At 49.7% G+C, this 26,973-nt stretch carries 7 protein-coding genes; all 7 read left to right on the plus strand.

The window, feature by feature from the left end:
- The 7 genes from RRF56_RS03715 to RRF56_RS03745 all read left to right on the plus strand — a co-directional run bounded on the left by RRF56_RS03715 (position 1) and on the right by RRF56_RS03745 (position 26,903).
- Positions 1 to 7,689, plus strand: a complete 7,689-nt coding sequence (locus RRF56_RS03715; RefSeq protein ID WP_317036282.1) for a sacsin N-terminal ATP-binding-like domain-containing protein — start codon at positions 1 to 3, stop codon at positions 7,687 to 7,689.
- A gap of 86 nt (positions 7,690 to 7,775) precedes the next feature.
- Positions 7,776 to 10,460 carry a DEAD/DEAH box helicase gene (locus RRF56_RS03720; RefSeq protein ID WP_317036283.1) on the plus strand — a complete coding sequence of 895 codons (2,685 nt, stop codon included), beginning with the start codon at positions 7,776 to 7,778 and terminating at the stop codon, positions 10,458 to 10,460.
- Positions 10,461 to 10,625: 165 nt separating this feature from the next.
- Positions 10,626 to 12,650: a DUF262 domain-containing protein gene (locus RRF56_RS03725; protein ID WP_317036284.1), complete on the plus strand. Its 2,025-nt coding sequence runs from the start codon at positions 10,626 to 10,628 to the stop codon at positions 12,648 to 12,650.
- 78 nt (positions 12,651 to 12,728) lie between these two features.
- Positions 12,729 to 19,154: a DEAD/DEAH box helicase gene (locus RRF56_RS03730; protein WP_317036285.1), complete on the plus strand. Its 6,426-nt coding sequence runs from the start codon at positions 12,729 to 12,731 to the stop codon at positions 19,152 to 19,154.
- Entirely contained in the window at positions 19,148 to 21,280 is a 2,133-nt protein-coding gene (locus RRF56_RS03735; protein WP_410510530.1) for a UvrD-helicase domain-containing protein, read from the plus strand. Before RRF56_RS03730 ends, RRF56_RS03735 begins: the two co-directional genes overlap by 7 nt.
- Before the next feature lie 389 nt (positions 21,281 to 21,669).
- Positions 21,670 to 22,596: a hypothetical protein gene (locus tag RRF56_RS03740; RefSeq protein WP_317036287.1), complete on the plus strand. Its 927-nt coding sequence runs from the start codon at positions 21,670 to 21,672 to the stop codon at positions 22,594 to 22,596.
- A 44-nt stretch (positions 22,597 to 22,640) separates the two neighbouring features.
- Positions 22,641 to 26,903, plus strand: coding sequence for a CHAT domain-containing tetratricopeptide repeat protein (locus tag RRF56_RS03745; RefSeq protein WP_317036288.1), 4,263 nt, complete (start codon positions 22,641 to 22,643; stop codon positions 26,901 to 26,903).
- The last annotated feature ends 70 nt before the right edge of the window (positions 26,904 to 26,973 follow it).

Below are 26,973 nucleotides of genomic sequence, written 5' to 3' on the forward strand. Positions count from 1 at the left end.
ATGGCTATTCATGGATGCTACCACTCCGTTCGTAGTGACATTAACACCATCAAAAACACACTCAATCTTACAGGGGAAGAACAGCAAGAAAGGGGATTGATGTTCGTTCTGAAAGAGATTGTTCAAAACGCAGATGATTGTGGAGCTGACCGATTAGGCTTTGGTGTGTCACAAGGATTGCCCCAAGCAAACCACTCTTTATTGCAAGGGCCAGCAATCATAGCGGTAAATAATGGCCCCTTTCATCTAACCGATGTAGAAGGCATAGGGGCTATTGGTCTCAGCACTAAAGAAAACGACAGCTCCGCAGTAGGCAAGTTTGGCCAAGGCCTAAAGACTGTATTTCTCATATGCGAAGCATTTTTCTACTTGCCAGGACCTCCAGGACCTAAGGTAGATCCAGGCGTGGAACCCAGGTATATGTACAACCCCTGGTACGTTAAACGGAACGACAGTCCTGTCGTAAGCTGGGACTCAGAAGAATTCTCCGAAACTGACGAACAATACATTATTGCTGAGCGCCAAAAATTGGGTTTGGCAGATGGATTCACTTTGTGGATTCCGCTACGCCAGCGAGAGCTGTGTCGGCGGCGCAATAATGGCAGGCCCAGAGCAATTGTCCCAAAATTTTTAGAAGACGATCCAGAATGGTTGGATCGAGAATTTCAGGGAAATCTGGCGAACGAGCTAGCAGATTTGATGCCCCTTTTGAAGTGTATAAGACGAATTGATCTTCACGATGGGAAAAGACTAGGCAGCATTCAATTTAGACAAGGATCGCAACAGTGCATAAAATCCTTTAGTCAACAAGAAGAGGTTTTGCCAAAGATCAAAGGACATATCGAATTTTCTAATGCAAATCTTTCTACTAACTATTATGGATATCAAAAACTTCTCAATAACGCTAATCTGTTAGCACTTAAAGAAAGAGATGATTGGCCGACGATTACTGCGATAGATGATTGGGACGAAGAAATTTCAGACAAACAGAAAGCAGAACCTCACTGTGCTGTAGTCTTGCAAACAAGAGCATCAGCCCATAAGAAGAGCCAACTCATCATTCGGTGGGCGGTTTTCCTGCCTACTGAAAAGGCACCCAGCGGAGACCTTGTCGAGGCCATACCGTTTACTTCAGTCGATGGTTCCAGCCAACATATTGTGCTGACCTTACACGGATTTTTCTTCTTGCAGAGCGATCGTCGCCAAATTTACAGCTGGTCTAGGGACGATAATGGAATCACTCAGGAATGGAACAAGATTCTCGCTGAACAGGGGACGCTGCGGTTGCTACTACCGACCTTAGAGAACTTTGCCCATGAGCGATCGCCCCAGTCTGTCAAAGTTCTGACTCAAGCCCTGGCAACCTCCAAGTTGTATGAGACATACCAGCAACACATTTGTGCTGAAGGTGTATGGCTCTGCATACTTAACTTCCATGAACAGCCAAGCCAACTACAGTGGCATTTTGAGAGGACCAAAACTGCTCAAAATCTTCTCACCATTCCAGAATCCACTTTCGAGCGACTGCCTGAGATATTCCCCACCCTGGCGGAGATATGCCGCGATCGCATCATCACCTTCCATGAGTGGCCTAGCCTGGCAGGCTCTGACTACCGCCCTCAATCATGGTCTCCAGATGATATTGGTTCGCTGCTCCGGGGCGCACAACGAAAGGCTGTTGAGATCTGCGTAGACAGTGACAACGTTGAAGTCCTCTGCACATTCCTGACCCATGCACTGCCGAGCCAGAAGATTAGTATCCCTGACGTTAGCCAACCACTAACCGAACTTCTCAGGAATGCCTTTGTAGGTGAGTCTTTTCAACCCGCAGACAATCTCAGAAAGCTAGTTGCGAAACTCCCAAGCCAACAAATTCTAGGTTTACCGAACGACCTACCAGAAACGCTCTACACACGTCTGCTACAACTTGCCACAGAGTGTCTACTGGTACCTGGAAACTTAGCCCCTTCAAACGATTTGCCTCAATTGTCGGAGCAGGATGCTTGTGAATTGCTCAAAACCTTAGTATCTGAGGTGAGCAACTCTGAAGCTGTAGAGCAGTTTGTGATCAAAATCTTTAATCAGGTGCAATCACCTGCTACGGAGAGTTGGCAGCAGATCCGACAGCTAGATCTGTTCAGAGTGAGTGAGATTGGCACAGATGAAAACTCGCCAGAATTTAGGCCATTTGACTGGATTACCCTAATGCAGCGCAAGAATCGCATCTTTTCTGACCGGGAGGGAACGGTACTGGCGAAATCACTAGCAGCAGCACTTCAGCAGCCTATCTTCTTTGTGCATACGCGAATTGAAAAGCACCACCTTCAAGTTTCAAACTGCACGATCTCATCTATCTTGGGTTCTTGGCTCAACCAGACTCAGCCTCCAGAACTCACACAAGCCGCAGAAAACCGAGTCCCCCTACTCCAAGAGATTCTGAAGCTCGACCTTATTAATCCACAAGTAAAGCAGGTAGCACGCTATCTTTTACATGGTGATTCAGCACAGCTTAAGAACGTCAACGACAACTTGTATCCAGACGATCATCATTCTGATCAATCACTCTGGTCCAGGATTCTTAGGCATCTATTAGGAGATAGTCACTCCTGGAAATTTATCGGTAAAGCTTTTTTGGAAATCTTGACGCCCCTAGCTCATGGGGCGCTTCATATTAAGTCTGCCGATAGTGAAGGCGTAACGGGCAGACTTCAAGAAATCATAAACTCCGGTATTGATACAGGTTTCATAAATTGGACGAGCTTCAATAAAGAAGATCGCGAAGGTATCATCCATCAATTACCCGTTGATTTGCTCAGACGACTATGCATTCATGAACCCCTGAATTGGAAGCCTGGGCAACCCCTGGCAGCCATTAATAGTGATAGCTATCTAGAACCCACCTCGAATGATTTCAAGATTTCACCAGAACTAGCTGAAGCACTGAAAATCACTTTAATTAGGCGCTGTGATCGCAGTTATGACATTGCACAAAAGCAAAGAAAGGTCAGTCCTCCTATTAGTGCAAGAGAAGTAGTAGAGCGTATACTAATGCGCAGCGATCGGGCGGAGCACTGGGAAACTATTATCGATGCTCTGAAGCATAGCTCTACTGAATGCCGCCAAATACTAAACCTGAAATCTACTCGATGGCTACCCCTGGCAGTAACCGCAAAAGTTTGTGCCCCAAATGAGGTCATCTACCTCCCAAAAATTCAAAACGAAGTAAAACAGCTATGTGAAGAGTTCAACTGGTTATACATTCCTGCTCAATGTTTACCCCAGAAAATCCAAAGAGAGGCGGAAGTTCTCTTCCCAAAACGTAAGCAGGCAATAAGCATGCTAGGTGAGATGTTATCCCTAAGCAGCGCAAGCATCTATCACGTAGGAGAGATCCCGTTAGATGAATTCAAAAATAGCAATCAATGGTCAGAGGCTTTTCAAGCTTTACCAGGAATAGTTGATGTCATGCCTGCCTTCATAGTGTTAGAAAAACTCAAGGATATTGATCTTGATAGTGCTTCTGAGCTGTTCTCAACTCTCGCAAAACCCATAGATTGCGAGAGGTTAATTACGATTCAGAGCGCTCTTTCTGAAGCTCACGTTACTTGTCAGAAAAACACCTTAAAAGAGTCAATACTCAGAACCTATGTTCAATATTTAAAGATTTCCGTACAACATTCTGAATGGTTGACGATTTTTCAGCAGATTCGTCTTATGAATAAGGTTGGCGAATGGAAAAGTGCCAGCCAGCTTTGTTCTAAAGAAACAGATTTCGATCCACGAGACATTGTAGACCCTGAGTTAGCAGATATTCTCCCTAAAGAGCAAATTAATATAGTACTAAATAGTACGGCTAGCGAAGCATATAGCGAAGTCAAATACGAAAATGCGGAAGTAAGTACACTAGAAGTTTTAAAAACATACTTCAAGCGCTGGCCTCGACAAACCAATAATTCTGTTGGAATTTTGCTTAAGTTTTTGGGTGGCAAGAATCCTAGTGAAATCAGCCAGATGGCTAATCACTATCTCCCTGAGATTAATTCAATACTCGAGGATCTAAATCTTCAAAATAAAAATATCAAAGATCTTAAAAATAGCATAGAAAGCCATTTATTTTTAGTTAATGAGAACCATGAAAACACAAAAGAAATTCCAAGCCTTCTTGGGACACCTTTTTTGGCCAGACTTCTTGACGAAACAGAAGCAGAAAGCCTTATTGTTGACTTCCAAAAAATTGTGATAGAAGGCAGGCCGCAAGTCAAGCTTGTACTCAGGCAGATTATAGATACACACGATGCAATCAGCCTGAATAGGTGGGCTAAAAGTAGCTTAAAACTGATCATAGAAAAAATTTATAAATACTCTGTCAAAAATTTTGACGATTTTTGGGACAAGTTACAAGAATCTTCTCCTCCTGAGATTGAGAAGACTCAGAGTATGCTCATCCGATATGCATTAGTGTCCTTAAGCAATCAACTTGGCTCTAGAGAAGGTAGTAAAATTAAAAAGGTTATTAGCGAAAGCTTTAGGCTAGATGAGCAAATAGAGGAATTAAAAGTTCTTTGGTCGAAATACCCAGAGCGGAAAGAACAATATGGCCGCCAGATGGGTAAGATTCATGAGTCTCTAAGTAGTAATAATCGGAAAATTCAAAAACTCATTGAATTAGATCAGAGTACACAAGATTGCTTTTTGAAGGGAGTTAAAGAACGCATAGCAAGAGCAACTTATAATACTTTATCTATACCTTTTGAGATATTTCAAAATGCCGACGATGCTTGTTTAGAACTTTATGAGATGAGCCAGCATGATGTCTCTAAATCTTTCCAAATTAGCTTAAATAATAGCACTCTTAGATTCTTACATTGGGGGAGAGCCATAAACCAGTATCAGTACAAAGGAAACAGCTTTAGAGAGAAAGGCTATGACAGAGACTTGTTAAAAATGCTCCTACTTAACTTTTCTGATAAAGCAGAGAACGTAACAGGAAAATTTGGTCTTGGCTTTAAGAGCATTTTTCTACTCACCTCCAAACCTCGAGTCATTAGTGATCGTCTTGGGTTTGATGTCATTGGAGGCATATATCCAAAGCAGTTATCAGAAGAAGAGTTCAGAAAAACTTCAGAACACTTAGGCGACGAAAAAAGCGGGACTCTAATTGAAGGTAAGGTTTCTGAAGAAGAAGCCCAACCTGTAGTGGAGGAGTTCATGAAATGTGCCCCATTATTGGGTGCTTTTTCTCGTTGGATCAAAGATATCAATATTCGACTTAAGCAAAATAAGTGGACTTGGAGCTGGAGCGAAGAACCTGTCATTAGAGCATCTGATGTATTTGTTGGAAAGAGTAGAAACCCCAAGGCTGGGAAATCTTTATCAGCGCTACTCTTAGGTGACTCAACACGACGATGTCTTATCGAGTTGGGATCGTCAGGTTGTGTCCAATTATCCAAAGATTATCCGACTTTTTGGGTAACTGTTCCAACAAGGAAAAAATTAGACCTTGGATTTGTGATCAATGCACCATTTCATCTTGATGTAGGCCGTTTGAGGCTAGATCTAAGTGGAAGTGGAAAATCACACAATGAGAAGTTAGCTAAAGAGCTTGGTCAACAATTTAGCCAAGCATTAGTTAGTCTCTTATCTCTAAATGACGAGGAGCTCCGTACTTCTCTTGATCTGAGCAGAGAGGCTACGAGGTTAACGTTCTGGGATAGTATTTGGGAGATCCTAGCTAAAAGCCTGAGCAATCAATCCTCTGTGAGTGATGAGATTAATCTTATAAAAGATATATTTTGGCCCAATAATTGTTGGTCAGTCGGCCTCGGTCTTGCTCGCTTATATACAGAAACAGAGTATGCTGCCCTACCAACAGGGCTTACAAAACCAGACGCTTTTAATTGCCTAACAAAGATTACTGATATTAGCTGGACACTGGACATATATTTAAGCCAGAATCTAAATGTTCTGACTAAAATACTGGAATGGCCTATTTTTCGAAAAGGAGAGTGTTTAATTCATCCGGGCCAGATTATCTCGTACGAGAATTTAGAAATTCTAAAAAGACTTGGATATTCGAATTCTGAGAAGACTAGAAAAATTAAAGAGCTGAGTCTTTCCAAAGCTCTTAGCCTTCAATTTAGTGATGCTAAAGTCTCAGTGGAGGCTAGTCATCAGGTCGAGCAACTATTCTCCAAAGAAGTCATAAAAGAATTCATAAATGATTCTCTCAAGGAACCAGAGAGGATGACTGTCGAGAAATTACTAAAAAGCCTGCTTTTCATGGCCCAAGATAAAAGTTGGCATCTATCACAAGATCTTTTGGCTGTTGAAAGCTCTGATGAAGGGTCTGAGGAGTATATGCTGTCTCAGTTTCTTCCTGACTCATATCATCTCCAAGAAGATTATGAACTAGGCTCTCTAGCCTTTTTCTATGCCTGTAGAGGCGACAGGGGCATTTCGACAGAAGCCATAGGTAAATGGATTTTAACCATATTGGCCAATGCAAATAGATCTGACAAGCATAGGCATTGTATTCAGTATTTAGTTTCTAGTAAAAATCGAGATGACGTCATTAATCACCTTAAAACTAAGGTATCGAAAAATACTTTGGCCCACATAATTCAAAACCAGAGTCAATCAGAGGAAAAATATGGCGTATCCATATATTCACTTCAAGATTTATTGTCTCGACTTTCTGTTTTAGATACTCCATCAAGCAAATCAGATGAAGAGGTGACGCATGTAGAGATAAAGCCAACTAGCTTGCCTTTATCTCCACAAAAAAGCACAAAAATTCTAGAGAGTATCTTTGAATGGTGGCAAAGTAGAAATAATACAAGTAACAGCTTGATCAAGCGATATGAGTCTAATATTTATCCGTCTAGAACTCTTGGGCTTAATACTCAGAACTGCCGTGAAAATGACAAAGTAACTACGCGCCGCTGGATCGAACTTTTCATGATATCTGCTTTCCACACCATAGGATGGTCGAAGCAGGAGGATCGAAATAGCTATCGAAGGTTCCTTGAACTCTGCGAACAGTGGAATTGGATGGAAGTCATGGTTGATGAAGATTCTATTCAGGTCGAATGGATTAAATTGCTTGATCAGTATTTTGCAGTTCCTCGAATTGGCGATCGACTTGAATATTATCAATATATTCGATATTATCCAGCTTTCTACGCATTTTCAAAATGGCACAAGGCCTATCGAACTAGTCTTCTTTCAGTAGAAGATGACAACAGGTACAAAGACAGAGTGCCGAATACAAGAAGGCGCGAAATAACTTTGCCTATTGAAATCATCTTAAATCCTCAGGTAAATCCTATGCTACAAGGCAGTGCCATTGGAATTGATGCACCACCAATAGGTAGTATTTTAGGTATTGGGTCTACTTTTTTGATCCGTGAACTTGTGCGAGCTGAAATCTTGACCAACTCTAAGATGTACCCTTACTCCTATGTACCTCTAAAGCGCGTAAGAGATCTTCTGGTTAAAATTGGCTGCGACTCTCTGAAAGAGACTAATAACGATAAGGCTGTGGATAGATCTGTGCAAATCCATAGGTTTTTGGTCAAACACCTTGGAGAAGAGAGAGCGACCTTCAACAAAGCCTTTGACCTTCCATTCCTAATGTTGCTTGCGGAAGATGCACCTATCCAGGAAAGGGTTCTGGGTTTTAGAATATAAAATGAATTAACGCTTTTTGTACCCTTTGATAGGGAAATATATGTGTTAACTATAAGAAATGCTTTACTACCTCAAGGTGTTTTGACATGTCGTTTGAAGCAGGTGATTACATTAGCCACAGTCTTTTTGGGCTAGGCGAAGTAATTCTTGACCGGGGTGAAACGGTCATTGTCCGCTTTCAGCAAGGCATTCAGGAGTGTGAGTCTAGTACCATTACCCCTTTAGCCTCTCTAGCGCAGACCATTGAATCAGGTACTTGGCAAGCGCCACTACCCGTTATCCTGCGCGGATTAGCCGCTACCATAGACTCTCTTAATGATCGCTGGAGCGTCTTTTCTCGTTCTAGGGTTAAGCTGCTACCCCACCAACTCTGGGTTTGTCGCAAAGTTCTAGAGCGCTGGCCTTTTCGCTGGCTCATTGCCGATGACGTAGGCCTAGGCAAAACAGTCGAAGCTGGGTTGATCCTATGGCCACTTATTTCCCGGAGAGTTGTACAGCGGGTCTTAATTCTGGCTCCAGCGTCTTTAGTCGAGCAGTGGGTACTTCGGCTACGAGAGATGTTTGACCTGCGATTCACCCCCTACACCGCAGAAGCTGATACACCTCGCAGCGGTTTTTGGGAGACCCATAACCAAGTAGTAGCCTCTTTGCAAACCCTTCGAGACGATCGACGGGGTCGCCATGATCGACTGCTTTCTTCACCAGAGTGGGATCTAATCATTGTTGACGAAGCTCACCACCTCAACGCCGATCAGGCTACTGGCACGACCCTTAGCTTCCGCCTCTTGCAAAAACTGAGCGACTACCAAAAAGTCCAGTCCATCATCTTTTTTACTGGCACCCCTCACCGGGGAAAAGATTACGGCTTTCTATCATTGCTCAAACTACTCCGCCCCGATCTTATTGATAGTGAAAAACAACCTCTAGAAACCTACTTGCCAGCCCTGCGCGACATCATGATTCGCAACAATAAACAGAATGTGACCGACCTGACAGGGCAACTACTGTTTTATGGGGTTAGCACTGAAGTGGTCACCTATCACTATTCCTCCGCTGAAACGGAGTTTTATAACACCCTCACTCAGTTTATCTTAGCTGGATTAGCCTACTCTTCCTCCCTTGGTGGCTTTGAGGGCAGAGCTGTCAACTTAGTGCTTACATCGCTTCAAAAATTAGCATCTAGTTCAGTAGCAGCTATTCGGTCAGCCCTGCGAAATCGGCTGCAAAATCTGCGATCGCGCCGTGAAGAACTGGGCAAATTACAATCTGTACGTCAACAAATTAAAGCCCTGCTCAATCCAGAAGATACAGCCGATTGTTCGGACGATGATATTGCAGCCTTAGACGAGCGAATTGTCGAGCTTTCTTTTAGGCTTTCTCTAACCGAGAACGAAGAAGAGTATTTGGAAACACTTGTTAGCCTTGCAGATTCTGTGACAGCAGAGACTCGCATTCAGCGAATTCTAGATTTGCTAGACAATCGTTTTGCTGACAGATCAGTTCTATTTTTCACAGAGTATAAGGCAACTCAGTCCCTTCTAATGACTGCTCTCATCCAACGCTATGGAGAAAATGCCGTCACCTTCATTAACGGCGATAGCGAAGCTCGAAACATCAATGGAGAAACTTTACGATGCCCTCGCGAGAGAGCCGTTAATCTCTTTAATTCTGGTAAAGCCAGATTTCTGGTCTCCACAGAAGCAGCTGGTGAGGGAGTCGATTTGCAGCAAAGTTGCTACACCCTAATCCATGTTGACATTCCCTGGAATCCAATGCGCCTTCATCAGAGGGTTGGCAGGCTCTATCGCTATGGTCAAACTCAATCAGTTGAAGTAATTACCCTTCGCAATCCTGACACGATAGAGGCTGATATTTGGGCCAAGCTTGAAGAGAAAATGCAGCGCATCCAGATGGCTCTCAGCGGAGTCATGGAAGAAAGAGAAGATCTCTTTCCCATGGTTCTTGGCATGACTTCTCCTTCTATTTGGACAGAGATTTTTTCCCAGGCTCCGACTGTACCAAAAGAAACACTCAGCTCTTGGTTTGATACCAAAACAAAACGCTTCGGTGGCAAAGATGCTTTAAATACAGTACGAGGACTGGTAGGGCACTGTGCAAGTTTTGACTACCACGATATTGCTAGCCAATTGCTCAATATAAATTTGCCAGCCTTGCAGCCTTTCTTCACGGGAATACTAACTTTTAATCATCGCCAGGCAAAAATATCAGAGGAAGGCTTAGCTTTTCGCACTCCAGAAGCTTGGTCTGGCATCGGCATAAAGGCCAACTATAGCGGACTCATGTTTGACCGTAATTTTGTCGGCCCCGATGCCGACCAGAAAATTGTTGGAGTTGGTAGTCCATTGTTAGAGTGTGCTCTAGAACAGGCAAGGGCGCTTGAAGCCTCTGTTGCACTACTGCCAAACAGTCTTCTGCCTAGCCCACTTATATTATTCAGTATCACTGATCGTGTAACTGAAAGCAGTGGCTCAATTCGTACCGTCATTGTTGGAGTTGATTTTGGAAAGCCTCCTCGGCTGCGTCAAGATTACGAAATCATCCATCTTCTTAATTCTCTTATGCAGCCATCTTTGAAGCGTGCTGAGCCTCCAGACGACGCTTTTATGTCAACTTCAGCCCTTCAAGCTTGGCTAAAGGAAGGTGAAAAATTAATAACCGATAATGCTGAAATTTTAGATTTACCCTTTCGCGTGCCAGATATCAATCCTCTGATACTGCTTTGCCCTGAGATTTCAAATAAACATTGCTAAAAATATCCCCTCAATCCAGAAAAGTGATGGTGCCAGTGCAGTAACAAGGCTGCATTCATATTGCCTTCATTAAAACTCCTAACAGCTTGCTAAGTCTGGTCACTTACCGTGTACTCCGGCAACAGTAAGTGTGTTTACTGACTGCTTTTGGGCACCCTTTAAGGTATGGCGATAAGCTATACCCCTACTAGCCCCACCACGGCCTCTTTCTCCATGCAACTGAGCACCATCCTCGACCAAATCGACATGGGCAGCATCGCCCTGCCTGAGTTCCAGCGCGGCTACGTCTGGAACCGTGATCAGGTTCGCAACCTGATGACCTCCCTCTACCGTCGGCACCCCGTCGGTAGCCTGCTCGTATGGGAGACCCAGACCGAGCAGGTGGCAGACCATGCCCGTGGGGATGGCAACCTAGCCGCTGGTACCGTCAAGCTGTTGTTGGATGGTCAACAGCGCATTACCTCCCTCTACGGCACTATTCGAGGTCGAGCACCCAAATTCTTTGACGGCAATGCTCAGGCCTTTACCGGGCTTTACTTTAACCTTGAAGACGAAATCTTCGCCTTCTATATGCCCACCCGCATGGATGGCAATCCGCTATGGGTTAGCGTCACCGAGCTGATGCAGCCCGAAGGGCTTGGGAAGGTCATGGCCTCGCTTTACGCCAACCCTGAGTACACGCCAAAAATGGCAAGCTTTATGGGCCGCCTCAACACGATAGACAGCATTAAGAGCCGCGAATTTCATATTGAATCGGTCACCGGGGCCGACAAAACCGTAGACGAAGTGGTGGATATCTTCAATAACGTCAACAGCGGCGGCACCAAGCTATCTAAAGGCGATCTGGCCCTGGCTCGCATCTGTGCCGCCTGGCCCGAGGCCCGCGACGAGCTGAAAACCCGATTGGACAAGTGGGGCCGGGCCGGGTTCTACTTTAAGCTCGACTGGTTTCTACGCTGCATCACCGCTGTCGTTACCAACGAGTCCTTGTTCTCGGCCCTCAAAGACGTCTCCACCGATCGCTTTAAGACAGGGCTATACGAAACTGAGCGCTCTATCGATACGCTGCTCAATATCATTGCCTCGCGCCTGGGCCTAGACCATGATCGCGTCCTGGGCAGTGTTTACTCCTTCCCGCTCATGACCCGCTATCTCGACCAGCGGGGTGGTCACTTCCCCAACCACCAAGAGCGCGACAAAATGCTCTACTGGTATGTCCATACCGCCATCTGGGGGCGATACTCTAGCCAAACCGAATCGACCCTCCGCAAAGACCTCGACGCCATCGATGGCCCAGATGGCAGCCTCGATCGCCTGATTGAGCAACTGCGGCAAAACCGAGGCGATCTAAGAATCAACGCCGGAGACTTTAGCGGCTGGAGCCTGGGCAACCGCTTTTACCCCATGCTCTACCTGCTTACCCGCGTTTGCGGTGCCCGCGATTGGGAAGACGACATCAACATCTCCCAACACATGCTCGGCAGGCTGAGCAATCTGGAAGTTCACCACATTTTTCCCAAGTCCAAGCTATACCAGCAGGGCTATGGTCGGGCCGAGGTGAATGCGATCGCAAACTTCACCTTCCTGACCAAAGAGACCAACCTCAAAGTCTCTAACCGCGACCCCTGGGAATACTTCGCCCACTACGAAGAAAAACACCCCGGCACCATCGCCTCCCACTGGATTCCGATGGATCGAGAGCTTTGGAAGTACGAAAACTATCGCGAGTTCCTCGCTGCCCGCCGCACCCTCCTGGCTAAAGCCGCCAATGACTTCCTCGACAGCCTCTATACCGGCACCATGCCTGAATCTGAGACTACGGCTTCTGTACTAGAGCGCGATGCCATCATTGTCCCTGGCGGCATTGCCGACGATGCCGAAGAACGAGCTCTGCAAGCCTGCAACCGCTGGGTGATCGAACAAGGGCTACCGGCAGGGGAGTTGGCTTATAACCTGGTCAATGCCGAGGGGGAGGCGATCGCCATTTTTGACCTGGCTTGGCCCGAGGGCATCCAGGCTGGGTACAGTCAACCCGTTGCCCTGCTGCTAGACGAAGGCAACGATACCGAAGAACTCGCCAACCGCGCTGGTTTTCTCTTCTTCACCGATATCGAACGCTTTGAGAACTACGTTCGCCACGACATCCTGGCTCTAGAGCCTACTAGCGAAAGAGTAGCTGTTCTGAGCTAATTCCAAAACTATAGTGGCCATTGTCCTGATGGTGCGGATCGGTGAGCGAACGTATTGGATATAGCTGGTTAACTGCCGATGATTCCCTCTGTAATCGCATCCGAAGTCCGCACCAGCGTCGAAGACTTTCTCAAAACCACCTTCCGCCATTCCACCCACAGCTTTGAAGGGTTGATGGATCGGTTCTTGGCCGAAGGCGAAAACTGCTTCAAAGGCCCCTACGTCTCGATTGCGCTGCCCTTTCGTTCGGGCACAGCAGGGGCCAGCTACTTCCCCGACGTGCCGATGGCGTTCCCGCCCCACCGCCACCAAGAACAAGCCTTTGAGCGCCTTAAAGCCCCCTTCTACAAATCGACCTTGATCGCCACGGGTACCGGCTCCGGTAAAACCGAGTGCTTTCTCATGCCCCTGCTTGATCACTGCGTTCAGCACCGTGGCGAGCCTGGCATCAAGGCCCTGCTGATCTACCCCATGAATGCCCTAGCCACCGACCAGGCGAAGCGCATTGCCAAGGCCATTCACGATAACCCCAAGCTCAATGGCTACGTCACCGCTGGCTTGTTTGTGGGCGAGTCAGAAAAAGAACCCCGAGCGGTGATGACCGAAGACGGCGTCATCACCGACAAAGACATCCTGCGCCACAACCCACCCGACATTTTGCTCACCAACTACAAAATGCTCGACTACCTGCTGGTGCGGCCCCGCGACAAGCCGCTGTGGGCGGGCAATGCCCCCGACACCCTGCGCTACCTGGTGGTAGACGAAATTCATACCTTTGATGGCGCTCAGGGCACCGATTTGGCCTGCCTGATTCGCCGTCTCAAGGCCCGACTACAAACCCCCAAAAACCATTTGGCCTGTGTGGGCACCTCCGCCACCCTGGGCGGCGGCGACAGCAAAACCGCTATGCTCAACTACGCCCGTGGCGTTTTTGATGAGCCCTTCGCAGATAAACCCTTCGACCCCGGCGTAATCGAAGAAGATCGGCTTTCTCCCGATGAGTTTTTGCAAGACATCATCCGCAGCAACGGCAATTCCCTCAGCCAAACAGACTTACTGGATTTTTTAGTAGAAGCCAGCGGTCAATCGCGCCCCGTACCCACCCTGGACGACCTGCCTACCCTCGACCCGGCTCACTACCACAGCCTAGAAGACTACCTAAACGCTCAGCACCAGCTTTGGTTAGGGCAGCCCATTGCTAAGGATTTTAAGGGTACAAACTGGCGGCTCGATCTGGGCAAACGAGATGGGCTGATTTCTCTACCCATCGTCATGAGGCTGCTGCCGCTGCTGGCAGCGGGGCCGATCAATCTCACTGAGCTGTGGGATCAGCTCCAGAGTAAGTTTCCTTTACCCGCCGATGCCACCCCCGCCTTCAAGACAGCCTTCCTGGATAGTTTGCTGGCCCTGATGGCGACAGCTCGACGCTCTGTGAAAACTCATGCAGGCGTTTTGCCTTGGGTTAACCTCCGAGTTCAGTTTTGGCAGCGGGAGCTGCGGCGCATGGTGGCCACTGTAGAGCCAGAACCTCGCCTGGTATTTGCCGATGATCAAAGCGCCGACGACAAAGCCAAAGTGTTGCCGGTGCTGAACTGTCGCGAGTGTGGCAGCACCGGCTGGGGCGGCTTGCGGAAGCAGATGGGCGATCGCACCATTGCCTGTGATCTGCAAGATTTCTACATTGCCTACTTTGGCCACAGCCCCTTAACCACGTTTGTGTTTCCGACAACAGCACAGGAAGCTAAAGAAAAAGGCTGGGACTGGTGGCAACTCTGTACCCAATGTCTTTCCCTCAACCGAGGCCACGGCAGCACCTGCACCGCCTGTGGTCACGACCAGCTGATTCCCGTTCTAGAACCCGACCTGGCGCGGGAAGTAAAAACCAAAGCGGGCAATACCCGCCGCGAGAGTCACCACGACTGCCCGTTTTGCGGGGCGAAAGACGGTCTATCGATTATTGGCTCACGGGCGGCCAGCCTCTCTAGCGTGGTGATTGGCACCCTATTTGGGTCAGCCTACAACAGCGATCGCAAACTGATCACCTTCTCCGACTCGGTGCAAGATGCCGCCCACCGGGCCGGGTTTTTCGGAGCCAGAACCTTCCGCACCACCCTGCGCACGGCCCTGGCCCAGTACTTAGATCAGCAGGTCAATCTGTCGAGTAGCGGCCAACCCCTTGACCAGGTGGTGACGTGCTTTCAACAGCATTGGCGCACCCAGTTGGGCAACGATGCCGACTACATCGCCACCTTCATGCCCACCGACATGCAGTGGCTGGGCGAATGGGAAGCCCTGCAAAACACCGGCAAGGTATCCCCCGCCCTGCTGGACTTTATCCAGCAGCGGCTGGATTGGGAAATTGTCGCCGATGTGGGGCTGCGCTCTACCATCGGGCGATCGCTGGAGCAGGTCGGCCTGTGCGCGGTACAGATCGACCCCGCCCGGCTCCAGAAAACCGTTGATTCCCTGCTGCCCCAGCTGCAAAACGAAGTAGGGGCGCTGCCCAACCTCGATGCCACCACCGTCACCCGGTTCCTGCTGGGGCTCCTGCGTCACCTGCGGCAGCGGGGCGGCATTCTGCACCCAGAGGCGGCCACCTATATTGAGCAAAACGGCAAACCGTTTCTGCTCCAGCGGCGCATCTTCATGCCGGGGTATGGCCCAGGCTCTCGCCTACCGATTTACCTGTCTGACCAAAGCAACACCTTTGAGAAGATCCTCAGCAAAGATCGGCTCACCTGGTGCTACCAGTGGGCCTTCAAGACCTTCTTCGACTGGTCAGAGCTATCCCTGGTGGCCGAACAGTTCTCGCTGATCTATGACCTGGTATTGGCAGAGTTGGTCAACCAACAGATTCTCGGTCTCCAGTACACCCGCAACAATCACCGAGTGTGGGGCCTGCTACCGCCAGCCCTGCACCTGCACACCGCCAGCGAGGCGCTGGCCTGCGATACCTGCGGCGACCCCTACAGCAGCACCCCCGACGAACTAGCCCTATGGGTGGGTATGCCCTGCCGCCAACCCAACTGTGCTGGGCATTACCAACCCTCATCCCAGTCCTCTCTCGACTTCTATAAAAACCTCTACCGACGAGGCGAAGTCTGGCGAATTTTTGCTCAAGAGCACACGGGCCTGCTAGAGCGGGAGGTGCGCGAAACCCTGGAAGATCGCTTTATCAATGGCACCCGTCGCAGCGATCCGAACCTGCTCTCGGCCACCTCGACCCTAGAAATGGGGATAAACATTGGCGACCTGTCCTCGACATTGCTCTGCTCGGTGCCCCCCACCCAGGCCAACTACCAGCAGCGCATAGGTCGGGCCGGACGGCGCGATGGCAATGCCTTTGTAGGGGCGATCGCCAACGGGCGACCCCACGATCTCTACTTCTGGGCCAACCCTCTAAAAATGATTGCCGGTGGAGTGGAGACCCCTGGCTTTTACCTGGATGCCTCTGCCATTCTGCAACGGCAGCTCACGGCCTACTGTCTCGATTGCTGGGTAGCCCAGGGGGCACAGCCCCAGGATTTGCCCGATCGCTTCTCCTTGGTGCTGGAGGCCGTCAAAAAGCAGGATATCGCTCGCTTTCCCTACAACTGGTTGGGCTATATCGAAACCCATCAGACCGCCCTGCTAACCGCGTTTTTTGAGTTATTCGCCGACCACATTACCAAACCTACCCAAGAGCAACTCAGTCTCTTTATGGAAAAAGGCGACCAGGAGGAAGGGGGCCTGCGCTGGCGCATTCTCAACCGGCTGACCGAAGTGGTGGAAGAACGCACCCGCCTGCAAAGCCAGATCGAACTGCTGCGGCGACGCCTTAAAGACAAAGAAGATGGCCCCAAAAGTCAGAACCACGACGAAGAGCTGGAGGAACTACGGCGGGAGAGATCGGGCTTCATGGATCTGGTGAAGAAGCTCAACAACAAAAGTACGCTCAACTTCTTCACGGACGAAGGGCTGCTGCCCAACTACGCCTTCCCTGAGGCAGGCGTCACGCTCAAATCGATCATCTGGCGAGAGCGGATGACGAAAGGAGATACCAGCCAGGGCAAATACGAAACCTTCTCCTTTGAGTATGAAAGACCGGGAGCGATCGCCATCGGCGAACTGGTGCCCTCCGGTACGTTCTATGCCGAGGGGCGGCGGGTCAACATCGACCAGATCGACCTCAACCTCTCCCAGATTGAAGAGTGGCGCTTTTGCCGCAACTGCTCCTACGCGGTCTCCACCCTAGACGAGGCGGCCAAGCGCAAAACCTGCCCCCGCTGTAGCGATGTGATGTGGTCGGACGAAGGCCGCAAGCGTAAGATGATTCGGCTGCGCCAGGTGATGGCCACCACGGGCGATCGCAGCAGCCGCATTGGCGACGATCGCGATGAGCGCACCCCAGCCTTCTTTACTAAATCGCTGCTGGCCGACTTCGACCCTGCCAACCGAGAAGAAACCTACGTATTCGACGACGAGGAATTTCCCTTTGGCTTCGAGTTCATCAAGACGGCGACCTTCCGAGAAGTAAACTTTGGCGAAGCCACTGCCCAGGGCGAAAAGGTCGAAATTGCGGGGGATGCCCGTCCCCGCCACGGGTTCAAGGTGTGCCGCCACTGTGGCAAGGTGCAAACCTCGAAAACCCAGTTTAAGCAGGGCAAATTCCAGCACACCCTCTCCTGCAACGCTAGAAATAAAGACGACGACAGCCAGTTCGCCGATATTCTCTACCTGTTTCGTCAGTTCGGGTCCGAGGCCATCCGCATTCTCATGCCGGTGGATATCCTCAACTTCCCCGAAAAGCTGCACTCCTTCATCGCCGCCCTACAGCTGGGCCTGAAGCTGCACTTCCAGGGCAACGTGGATCATTTGCGGGTGCTGATTAGCGAAGAACCCCAACCCAACGGCTCTCTGCGGCGTCCCTACCTATTTCTCTACGACACGGTACCCGGCGGCACTGGCTACCTAAAACAGCTGCTGCGCAACACCGACGACTTCATGGCGGTGCTAGAAAAGGCCCTGCAAGTGGCTGAAACCTGTGGGTGCGAAGACGGCTGCTACGAATGCCTGTTCGCCTACCGCAACAGTTTCGACCAGGATAAAACCAGCCGCACCGCTGCGGTGTCTATTCTCAAAGCCATTCTCAGCCGCAAAGATGCCTTGAAGCCCTCTGATACCAGCCTTTCTGGGGTCAAGCTAAACGCCCTGTTCGATAGCGTGCTCGAACAGCGGTTTGTGGAGGCCCTGCGCCGCTACCGCTATCGGGAGGAACCCACCATTGTCCGCAGTGAGGTAATCAACGGCAAGGCGGGGTACTTCGTCAAAATTGGTGACCAGGCTTGGAATGTAGAGCCCCAGGTCAACCTTGGCCCCGCCCAGGGAGTCGCAGTGCCCAGCCGAGCAGACTTTGTCTTTTGGCCTGCTAAAAATGTCGGTCAGCTCAAGCCCATCGTGATCTTTACTGATGGCTGGGAATACCACTGCGATCGCATCGGTCAGGACTTTCTCCAGCGCATGGCGATCGCCCAAAGCGACCAGTTCCACGTCTGGTCCCTCAGTTGGGCCGATGTGGAGGCTCAGTTCAACCCCCAGGAAAACACCGCTATTAACCTGCTACAGATGGGCATTAACGACCAGTTCCAGCACAACAGCCTGAAGCTGTTTGACCACTACGGCTGCCCTAGTCTCCACAAGCTCTCCCTAGAGTCCAGCTTTGTCTGGCTCACCCACTACCTGGCCAATCCTGACGATGCCCAGTGGACTGCCTTTGCCCTGGTCAGAACCTACGCCCATATTGAGCCCAAGCTCACGCCGGAGCAGGGTTGGGGGGATGAGGTGCGATCGCTGCTCGGCCATGACCTGACGGCCTTAGCCCAAGTAGACTCCCCCAACCGTCGGTTTGGCCAGTTTCAGTGGCACTCTATCGACGGGGTTCCCCTGGTCAAGTCCTACCTCTCCCTCGATCCCAGCCGCCATGCCCAGAAAGATCCCCAATCTGTCTTTGCCCTCACCTGGCTAGATGACCGCGATCGCCACACCGGAGAACCTGCCGTTCTCAAAGCCTGGCAGGGAGTACTGCGTCAATTCAACCTATTTCAGTTCCTACCTTTTAGCTATGTGCTCACAGACAGTAGCGCTACCACCATCCGGCCCGAGCTAGAGCATCTCATGCCCGCTTCCCCAGCCCCCCAATCAGCCCACCTGGTACTCGGAGCGCAGTGGCAGCAGATTGCAGAATTCACCGACCCAGCGGTTCATCCCTTACTGGAGCCCATGGCGCAGCACCACTTGCCCATCCCAGAACCTGGCTATGAGCTAGAAGACGAGGATGGCTCCGCGCTCACCGCCCCGGCAGAACTGGCCTGGCCGGAGTTCCAAATCGCCCTGCTGCTGGACGAGAGTGATCTGACCAGCTTTACCACCCAGGGTTGGAAGGCCTATTGCCTCGCCAATATCCAGGCCAACCCCAACCGCTTTTTTAAACAGTTCCAAACGCTCAGGGAGGCTGCTGCATGTTAGACCACGCCGTTCGATTAGTCATGTCCATCGACTTTCTCGATGCCTTCAGCCAGCTCCCTAAGCAGATCCAGGGTAAGACCTCGGCCTTCATCCAAAAATTCAAGCAAACCCCTACCAGTTCGGGCCTCAACTACGAGTCGATTCAGAATGCTACCGACCCCAACCTCAAGTCTCTGCGGGTCGACCAAACCTATCGCGCCATTGTTCGCAAGCCCGACTCTGGCAATGCCTACCTGTTGCTCTGGGTCGATAAGCATGATGACGCCTATGCCTGGGCACAGCGAAAAGTTTGTAAGGTGAACCCTGAATCGGGAGCCTTACAAATCATTGACGTTGAAGCCGCCTCTGCCCTGGAAAGTGAGCTATCCACCCACAAACAGCCCCAGGTCAAGGGACGGTTTGATGAGGTTCGCGATCGCCACCTGGTACGCCTGGGGGTGCCCGAAGAACTGCTGGGGGCGGTACGGGCCGTCGTCACCGATGCTGATGTGGATAAGCTGCTGCCTCGCCTGCCGGAAGAAGCCGCTGATGCCCTATTAATGCTGGCTTCCGGCTATGCCATTGAAGACGTGCTGACCCTGCAAGACAAACAGCAGGAGAAAACCGTAGACCCCAACGACATCGAGCGTGCCCTAGAGCAGGCTGACAGCCTGCGTCGGTTCCATGTCATCACGGACGATGACGAACTGCTAGAGATGCTGGCCGCTCCCCTCGATAAGTGGCGGGTCTTTCTCCATCCTAGCCAGCGGCGACTGATCAACCGCGACTGGAATGGCCCCGTTCGGGTGCTTGGAGGGGCAGGCACCGGCAAAACTGTGGTGGCTATGCACCGGGCCAAGTGGCTGGCGGAACATCGCTTCACCGACGCCAATGACCGCATCCTCTTCACCACCTTTACTCGCAACCTGGCCACCGATATCGAAGCCAACCTGCGCAAAATCTGTTCCCCCGAAGTGATGCGCCGCATTAAGGTAGAGAATCTCGACAGTTGGGTGGCAGCCTTTCTCAAGGCGGAGGGGGCACCGACTCGCATTGTCTACGGCAATGAACTAGATGACCTTTGGCAGCAGGTCTTTGCCGTGGGCATCGACCACCCCGAGGCCTTTTACAAAGACGAATGGCAGCAGGTCATTCAGCCCCAGAACATTACCAGCCCTCAGGAGTATTTCAAAGCCTCCCGTGTGGGACGCGGTACCCGTCTTAACCGGATGCAGCGGGCGGCTGTATGGCCTGTATTTGAAGAGTTCCGCGCCCTGATGAAGCAGAAGGGCCTGAAGGATCGCGAAGATGCCATGTACGATGCCTGTAGCTTGCTGAAGAATAAGCCAGAGGGCGATCGCCCCTTCCAGGCCGTCATCGTCGATGAAGCCCAAGACATGGGACCGGCGGATTTTTCCCTGATTCGGGCCTTGGTGCCCGCCAACTCCACCAGCAACGACATTTTCATCGTTGGCGACCCCCACCAGCGCATCTATGGCCGCAAAGTCACCCTCAGCCACTGCGGCATTGAGGTACGCGGGCGCTCCCGCAAACTCCGCCTCAACTATCGCACTACCGATGAGACCCGCAAGTGGGCCACGGCCCTCCTCTCTGGTCTCACCATGGATGATCTCGACGGCGGGCGCGACGACCTCACTGACTACCGCTCTCTCATGCACGGCGATGCCCCGTGGGTGCAAGGCTTCGACACCTTCCCCCAAGAGGTAGAGTTCATCCACAGCCAGCTCCAAACGTTAGACCAAGGCGATGTGCCGCTCTCTACCGTCTGCATTGTGGTGCGCAGTAACTCCCTCGCCAAAAACTACGAGTCTCAGCTTAAACACCTGGGCCTTCAGACTCGCCCCATTAGCCGCAGCGAGGCGGATAATCCGGCCCTACCTGGCGTTCGCATCGCTACTATGCACCGGGTCAAGGGGCTTCAGTTTGAGCATGTTTTTCTGGCGGGCCTCACCCAAGATCAGATGCCGCCCCAGAGTGCGATTTCTATGGCAGCGGACAAGGCTGCCCAAAATGCCGTCCTCAAAGCGGAACGGTGCTTGCTGCATGTATCGGCGACTCGGGCGAAGAAGGGAGTTTTTGTGACCTACCACGGACAGCCGAGTGATTTGTTGCCACTTGGCCAGTAGTTATGCCACTTTTGGAAAAATATAACCAGGGTCGGGGAGACGAAAGCATGAACGACCAGTTTCGGGACAAGTCTGGTAACCAACCTCAAAGTGATGACCTTGAGGAGTTGGATACTCTCCCGTCTAAATCTACCGAGGTGGAAACAAGAAAAGCAAAGACAGACGAATCAGCCTCAGATGATGAGTTTGATGACCTGGGAGTCGTGATCAACCGGGGGAATTACCAGGGACTACCCGGGTCACCATCAACAGCTATCCCCGGCAAAAAGTACATTTGCCCAATCCCAGGATGTACTACCCAGCCCTGGTTTCGGATGGGTTTGCGGACACCGCCCCTCTGTGAGGAGCATGGGGTCATGTTGGTAGCTACCTCCAATGAGGAATAAGCCATGACCTCGGCCAAATTTCTGGAAGGGTTTAGCGGTGGGTTAGCTGACCGCTGGCTGGGAGCTTTGTTTACTCCGGCCTTTGTCTTTTGGCTCGGGGGTGGTTTAACGGCTCTTCAAAAATTTGGCTGGCAAGCGTTTGAAGACTTTTTTATCAATCTGCCAGAGCCCTTACCCGTTGGCTTAGGGGTGTTGGCATTGCTGGTTGTTGCAGCCTCTGGGTTTGTAGCCCAGCAATTTGAGTTTACGGTGATTCGGCTGTTGGAGGGTTATTGGCCATCCTGGTGTCGCCCTTTATCACGATATTTGGTGAAGCGACAACAACGGCGATTTAAGCAGCTTGACCAACAGTGGCAAGACTTTAATCGGCGGGGATTGGCAACACTGACGCCAGAGGAACGCCAGGAGTACATTGAATTGGATTTGCAACTGTTGGAGTTCCCGGAACCAGGACGACTATTGCCGACGCGGTTAGGAAATATTTTGCGATCAGTAGAGGACCGCTGTGCACTGAAGTACGGGCTGGATGCAGTGATCTGCTGGCCCCGGCTATGGGTGGTGCTGCCTGAAGAGGTTAAAGGGGAATTATCAGCAGCACGGAATATCTTGAATTTGAATGCACGGTTATGGTTGTGGAGTGTGCTGTTCTTGCTATGGACTCCGTTGTTTTGGGTATGGTGGTCGTTGCCACTGGGGTTAGGGTCAGCATGGCTAGCACATCGATGGTTGGTTCAGACTGCGCAGGCCTATGGGGATTTGTTGGAGTCAGCGTTTGACATGTATCGATTCCAACTCTACGAGTCACTACGCTTACGATTGCCAACCAATCCGGCAGCGGAGAGGGACATGGGGAAAAGGCTAACGGAGTATTTGTGGCATGGTTCTAGTCAAGCTTTGCCGCTGTTTACAGACCTAGACTCAGACTACTAACAAATAGCGCCAACAGTTTATTACGGAGCGTCTGGAGTAATAATATGGAAACACCACCTGGCACCTATGAAGGCTTTAGCCAAGATAACCAAAAAGATATAGAAGAAAAGATTGCGCTATGTCAGAAGGCTTTGGAAGAAATTAATCGGCAGGAAGATCCTACTCTATGGTCTGCTTATCAAGCAGATTTGGGGGACAACCTGCTGATGAACTTCAAAGGAGATCGGGCGCAGCATATTGAAGATGCAATTGTGACATATCAAAGTGCTTTGCAAGAAATTTCCCTTGAGGGCAGTCCGGCAATGTGGTTGGGGGTAATGTATGCGCTGGCCATCGCGTATAGCATGCGCATTAAGGGGGAACAAATTAACAACGGCTCAGTAGCGATGAGTACTTATCAAAGAGCTGTACGAGCAAGAGTTGAAAAGGACATTATTCCCTTTTGGCCCGAGTCAGTTATTGCTTTTGCAGCTTATAGTGCTAGGTTCTTTACACAAGTATCAGAACTGCAAAACTGGCAAGGAGAGCAAGAAGCCAGGGCTACTTGTCAGACAGATCTGGGATATTGTCTATTCGTAAGTCCAGAGGAAAACAGAGCCCAAAATATTGAAGATGCCATCAAGGTATATCACCAAGCTTTGCCAGAAATAAACCGTGAGGCTAATCCGAAGATATGGGCTGAGTCAATGGTTTCATTAGCCAATGCTTACTTTGCAAGAATTAAAGGTGATAGGGCACACAATATCGGCATAGCTATTGATGTTATCGAACAAGTTCTACAAGTCAATGGTTTTGATACCTTATCGACACATTGGCTAGAGAATAGATTTCTTTGGGCTGCCATGCTAGCAGACCTGAGCGATAGCTTATTGACAAGTCATCAACCTATATCGGCAAGTAGCTTTGACACTGCTATTAATGCTTACCAAAAAGCCCTCTCAGTTTTCACAGTTAAAGAGAGACCCAAAGAGTGGGCTTTGCTTAAACTGAATTTGGCAAAGGCCTACTTTAGGAGCGAACATGGTGACCCTTCACAGAACATAAAGAAGGCCATTGTTGCTTGTGAAGAAGCGCAAAAGATTAGAATCCGTGAAACCATGCCAACAGAATGGCAGGAAGACAAGATGTTTTGGGCTGATTGTCAGGCGAAATTAGGCGGCATACTAACGATAAAAACTCAAGGTGACCGAGCAAAAAATATTGAAGATGGCATTGAGGCTTATCAAAAATCGCTGCAAGTGAGAACTCACGATAGCCTACCTGCTGAGTGGGCTAAATCAATGTACCGGTTAGCGACCACATATAAAAAACGTATTTGTGGCGACCAACTAGAGAATATTAAGATTGCTCTTTCCATTTGTGAGCAAATCTTGCAAGTAATGAGTCAAGACACTCTGCTTAGCAGTCAAGACAAAGAGACTTGGGTTAGCATCGTGAAGATTTTTTGGGTTGATTCACAAGAAGCATTAGGAGAGCGATTACTCAATACTTCTCAAGGTAATCGAGAGCAAAATATTGAAGATGCCATCTTTGCTTTCAGGCAATGCCTACAAGGAACGTCGCGAGAAAAAAAACCTTTAGAATGGGCAACTGCAATGAAGGAGTTGTCGGACGCGTACCTCGCTCGGATATCTGGTGATCAGGCACAAAATGTTGAAGTTGCCCTCGATGCTATTACACAGTGCTTAGAAGTGAGATCCCAGGAAGATGACCCTTTAGAGTGGGTGGCAGCTATGAACACGTTGGCAAGCGCTTATCTTATGCGTATTCGTGGCGACCAAGCTCAAAACCTCGAATTGGCTATTGAGACTTTTGAGACGTGTCTACGTGTAATAACAGAGGTACAAGAGAAAGGAGTTATCTATGGAACTAACGATGCCTATGGTTTCTTCGTCTGGGCTGCAGAAGACCACGAGGAGAGATCGTTTGGTTGGGCCTCCATTATGCACAACCTGGGCAATGCTTATTTTAGGCGCATACATGGTGACCGCGCTCAAAATACTGAGAGAGCCATCATAGCTTTGGAACAGAGTCTGCAAATCAGAACACAGGAAAAAAGGCCACTTGATTGGGCTCTCTCAACCGTTTCTCTGGCAAATGCTTACGTTTTTCGTATTCTTGGTGATCATGCTCAAAATATTGAGAAAGCTCTTGATGCTTATGAACAGGCTCTAAAGGTCATAACAAAAGATACAAGGCCGATTGATTGGGCTGCATTGAAGCACGATATAGGGCACGCGTTAAGTAGGCGTGTCTATGGAGAGCGTGCTCAAAATATCGAGGATGCTATTGAGTCTTACGAGCAGGCACTACAAGTCATAATGCAGGAGAAAAGGCAGAAGAAAAGGCAGATTGATTGGGCCAAAACGATAGATAATATTGGAAATGCTTACTTCCAGCGAGTTAATGATGATCGTGCTCAAAATATTGAAAAGGCGATAGCATTTCATAAACAAGCTTTACAAGCGTGGCAGAAGGAAACGCCGAATGATTTTAATTGGGCATTATCGAAGATTAATCTTGGAATAGCCTATACTCATCGAATTCAGGGCGAGCGTGCTCAAAACATTGAAGACGCTACAATAGCGTATTCTCAGGCCCTAGAAGTCTTTACTCCAAATACATATCCCAACCATTGTCGCCGTGCCGCCGATCTCTTTGCTGACCTCTCCGCGAGTCAGTCCAACTGGCCCAGAGCACAAGTGGCTTACAGAATAGCTCTCGACGCAAATGAAGTTCTTTACCAGTCATCCATATTTAAAGGTAGCCAGAATATTGAACTTTTTGTTAGTCGAGACCTTTATCGTCGTGCAGCTTATGCATACGCCAAAACAGACGATTTCAAAGCTGCTATTACTACCCTTGAACAAGGGCGTGCTCGTAATCTTAGAGAAGCTCTGCAACAAGACAGCTTCAAGCTAAAGGCCGTTAGCCAAATTAATCCTCAACTCCTTGAACAATACCAAAGAGCCAGTAATACACTTCGACAGCTAGAATTTACGGAGCATAATTATGGCTTTAACATTAATCAGCTTCGTACTAGTTTAGAAAGCTTAAAGTTTCAGGCCGCTACAACTCATCAAGCTTTGCAAGATTGCCTAAAGGAAATTCGTCAAAATCCTGGCTATGAATCTTTCCTGACATTGCCAACCTTTGAGGATATTGCCGCCACTATCCAATCAACTCAGCCATTAGTCTATTTGCTCCATACTTCAAACGGTAGCATTGCTCTCATATTAACTATTGATGGTATTACTGGTTTGTGGCTCAATAGTCTGACTGATGAAAAGCTGGTCGATCTTCTTGATAACATTTGGTTCAAAGCTTACAAACAGGTGCAAAGCAATCGCCAAGGCTGGCTCCAAATTCTCGATCAAGTAACTCAGTGTCTCTGGGATTGGGTTATGGCTCCTGTAGTCAACCACCTTCAGCAGCACCAGTTCCAAAGCGCCACCCTGATTCCCACCGGATATCTCAGCTTTCTGCCCCTCCACGCCGCTTGGACCGAAGACAGTTCCAGCCCCACAGGTCGCCGCTATGCCTTTGAAGCGATCCAGTTTACCTATTCTCCCAATGCCCTCTCCCTCAGCGCTGCCCGTGCTGTTGCTGAGCAAACTCCGGCGAATAAGCTCCTGGCTATTAACGAGCCACTCCCAGTCAACGCCAGCTACTTGCCCAGTTCCAGTTTTGAAACCGCCAAAGCCGTTTCCACCTTCCCTGGCAAAGGCAACTTTAAGATCCTTCAAAATGAAGCTGCCACTCCCGCTGCCGTTCTAGATGCTTTACCTAACTATTCCACAGTTCATCTCTCCTGCCACGGTTCCGCCAACTTCCAAACCCCTCTCGATAGCGGTTTACTCATGGCAAACGACGAAGTCCTGAGCTTACGCGACCTCCTTGACCTAAAACTCAAAGGACTCCGCCTCGCTATCCTTTCCGCTTGCGAAACCGGCATCCCCGGCACCGAACTCCCCGATGAAGTGATCAGCCTACCTACCGGCTTGCTCCAAGCTGGAGCTGCTGGTGTCATTTCTTCCCTCTGGTCAGTTTCCGATCTTAGTACCATGCTGCTGCTTAGCCGCTTCTACGACCTTTGGCGTCCTCAAAACCCCGACGCAACTCCCCTAGAACTTCCCGAAGCCCTGCGCCAAGCCCAAATCTGGCTCCGCGATAGCACCGGCCCTGATCTCACTCCCTACCTGCAAAACTCCCATCCAGAACTTGCCGCCAAGCTAGAGCAGGCCAAAGACCAACGCCCCTTTGCGCATCCCTTTTACTGGGCAGCTTTTACTTACATTGGTGTTTGACCTTATGGTTCTCTGCAAGGCAGTAGGGCGTCAAGGTATTTTCCATTCTGAGCAAACGGGTCCAGAACTC

This window comes from Nodosilinea sp. E11, from assembly GCF_032813545.1.
Taxonomy (GTDB): domain Bacteria; phylum Cyanobacteriota; class Cyanobacteriia; order Phormidesmidales; family Phormidesmidaceae; genus Nodosilinea.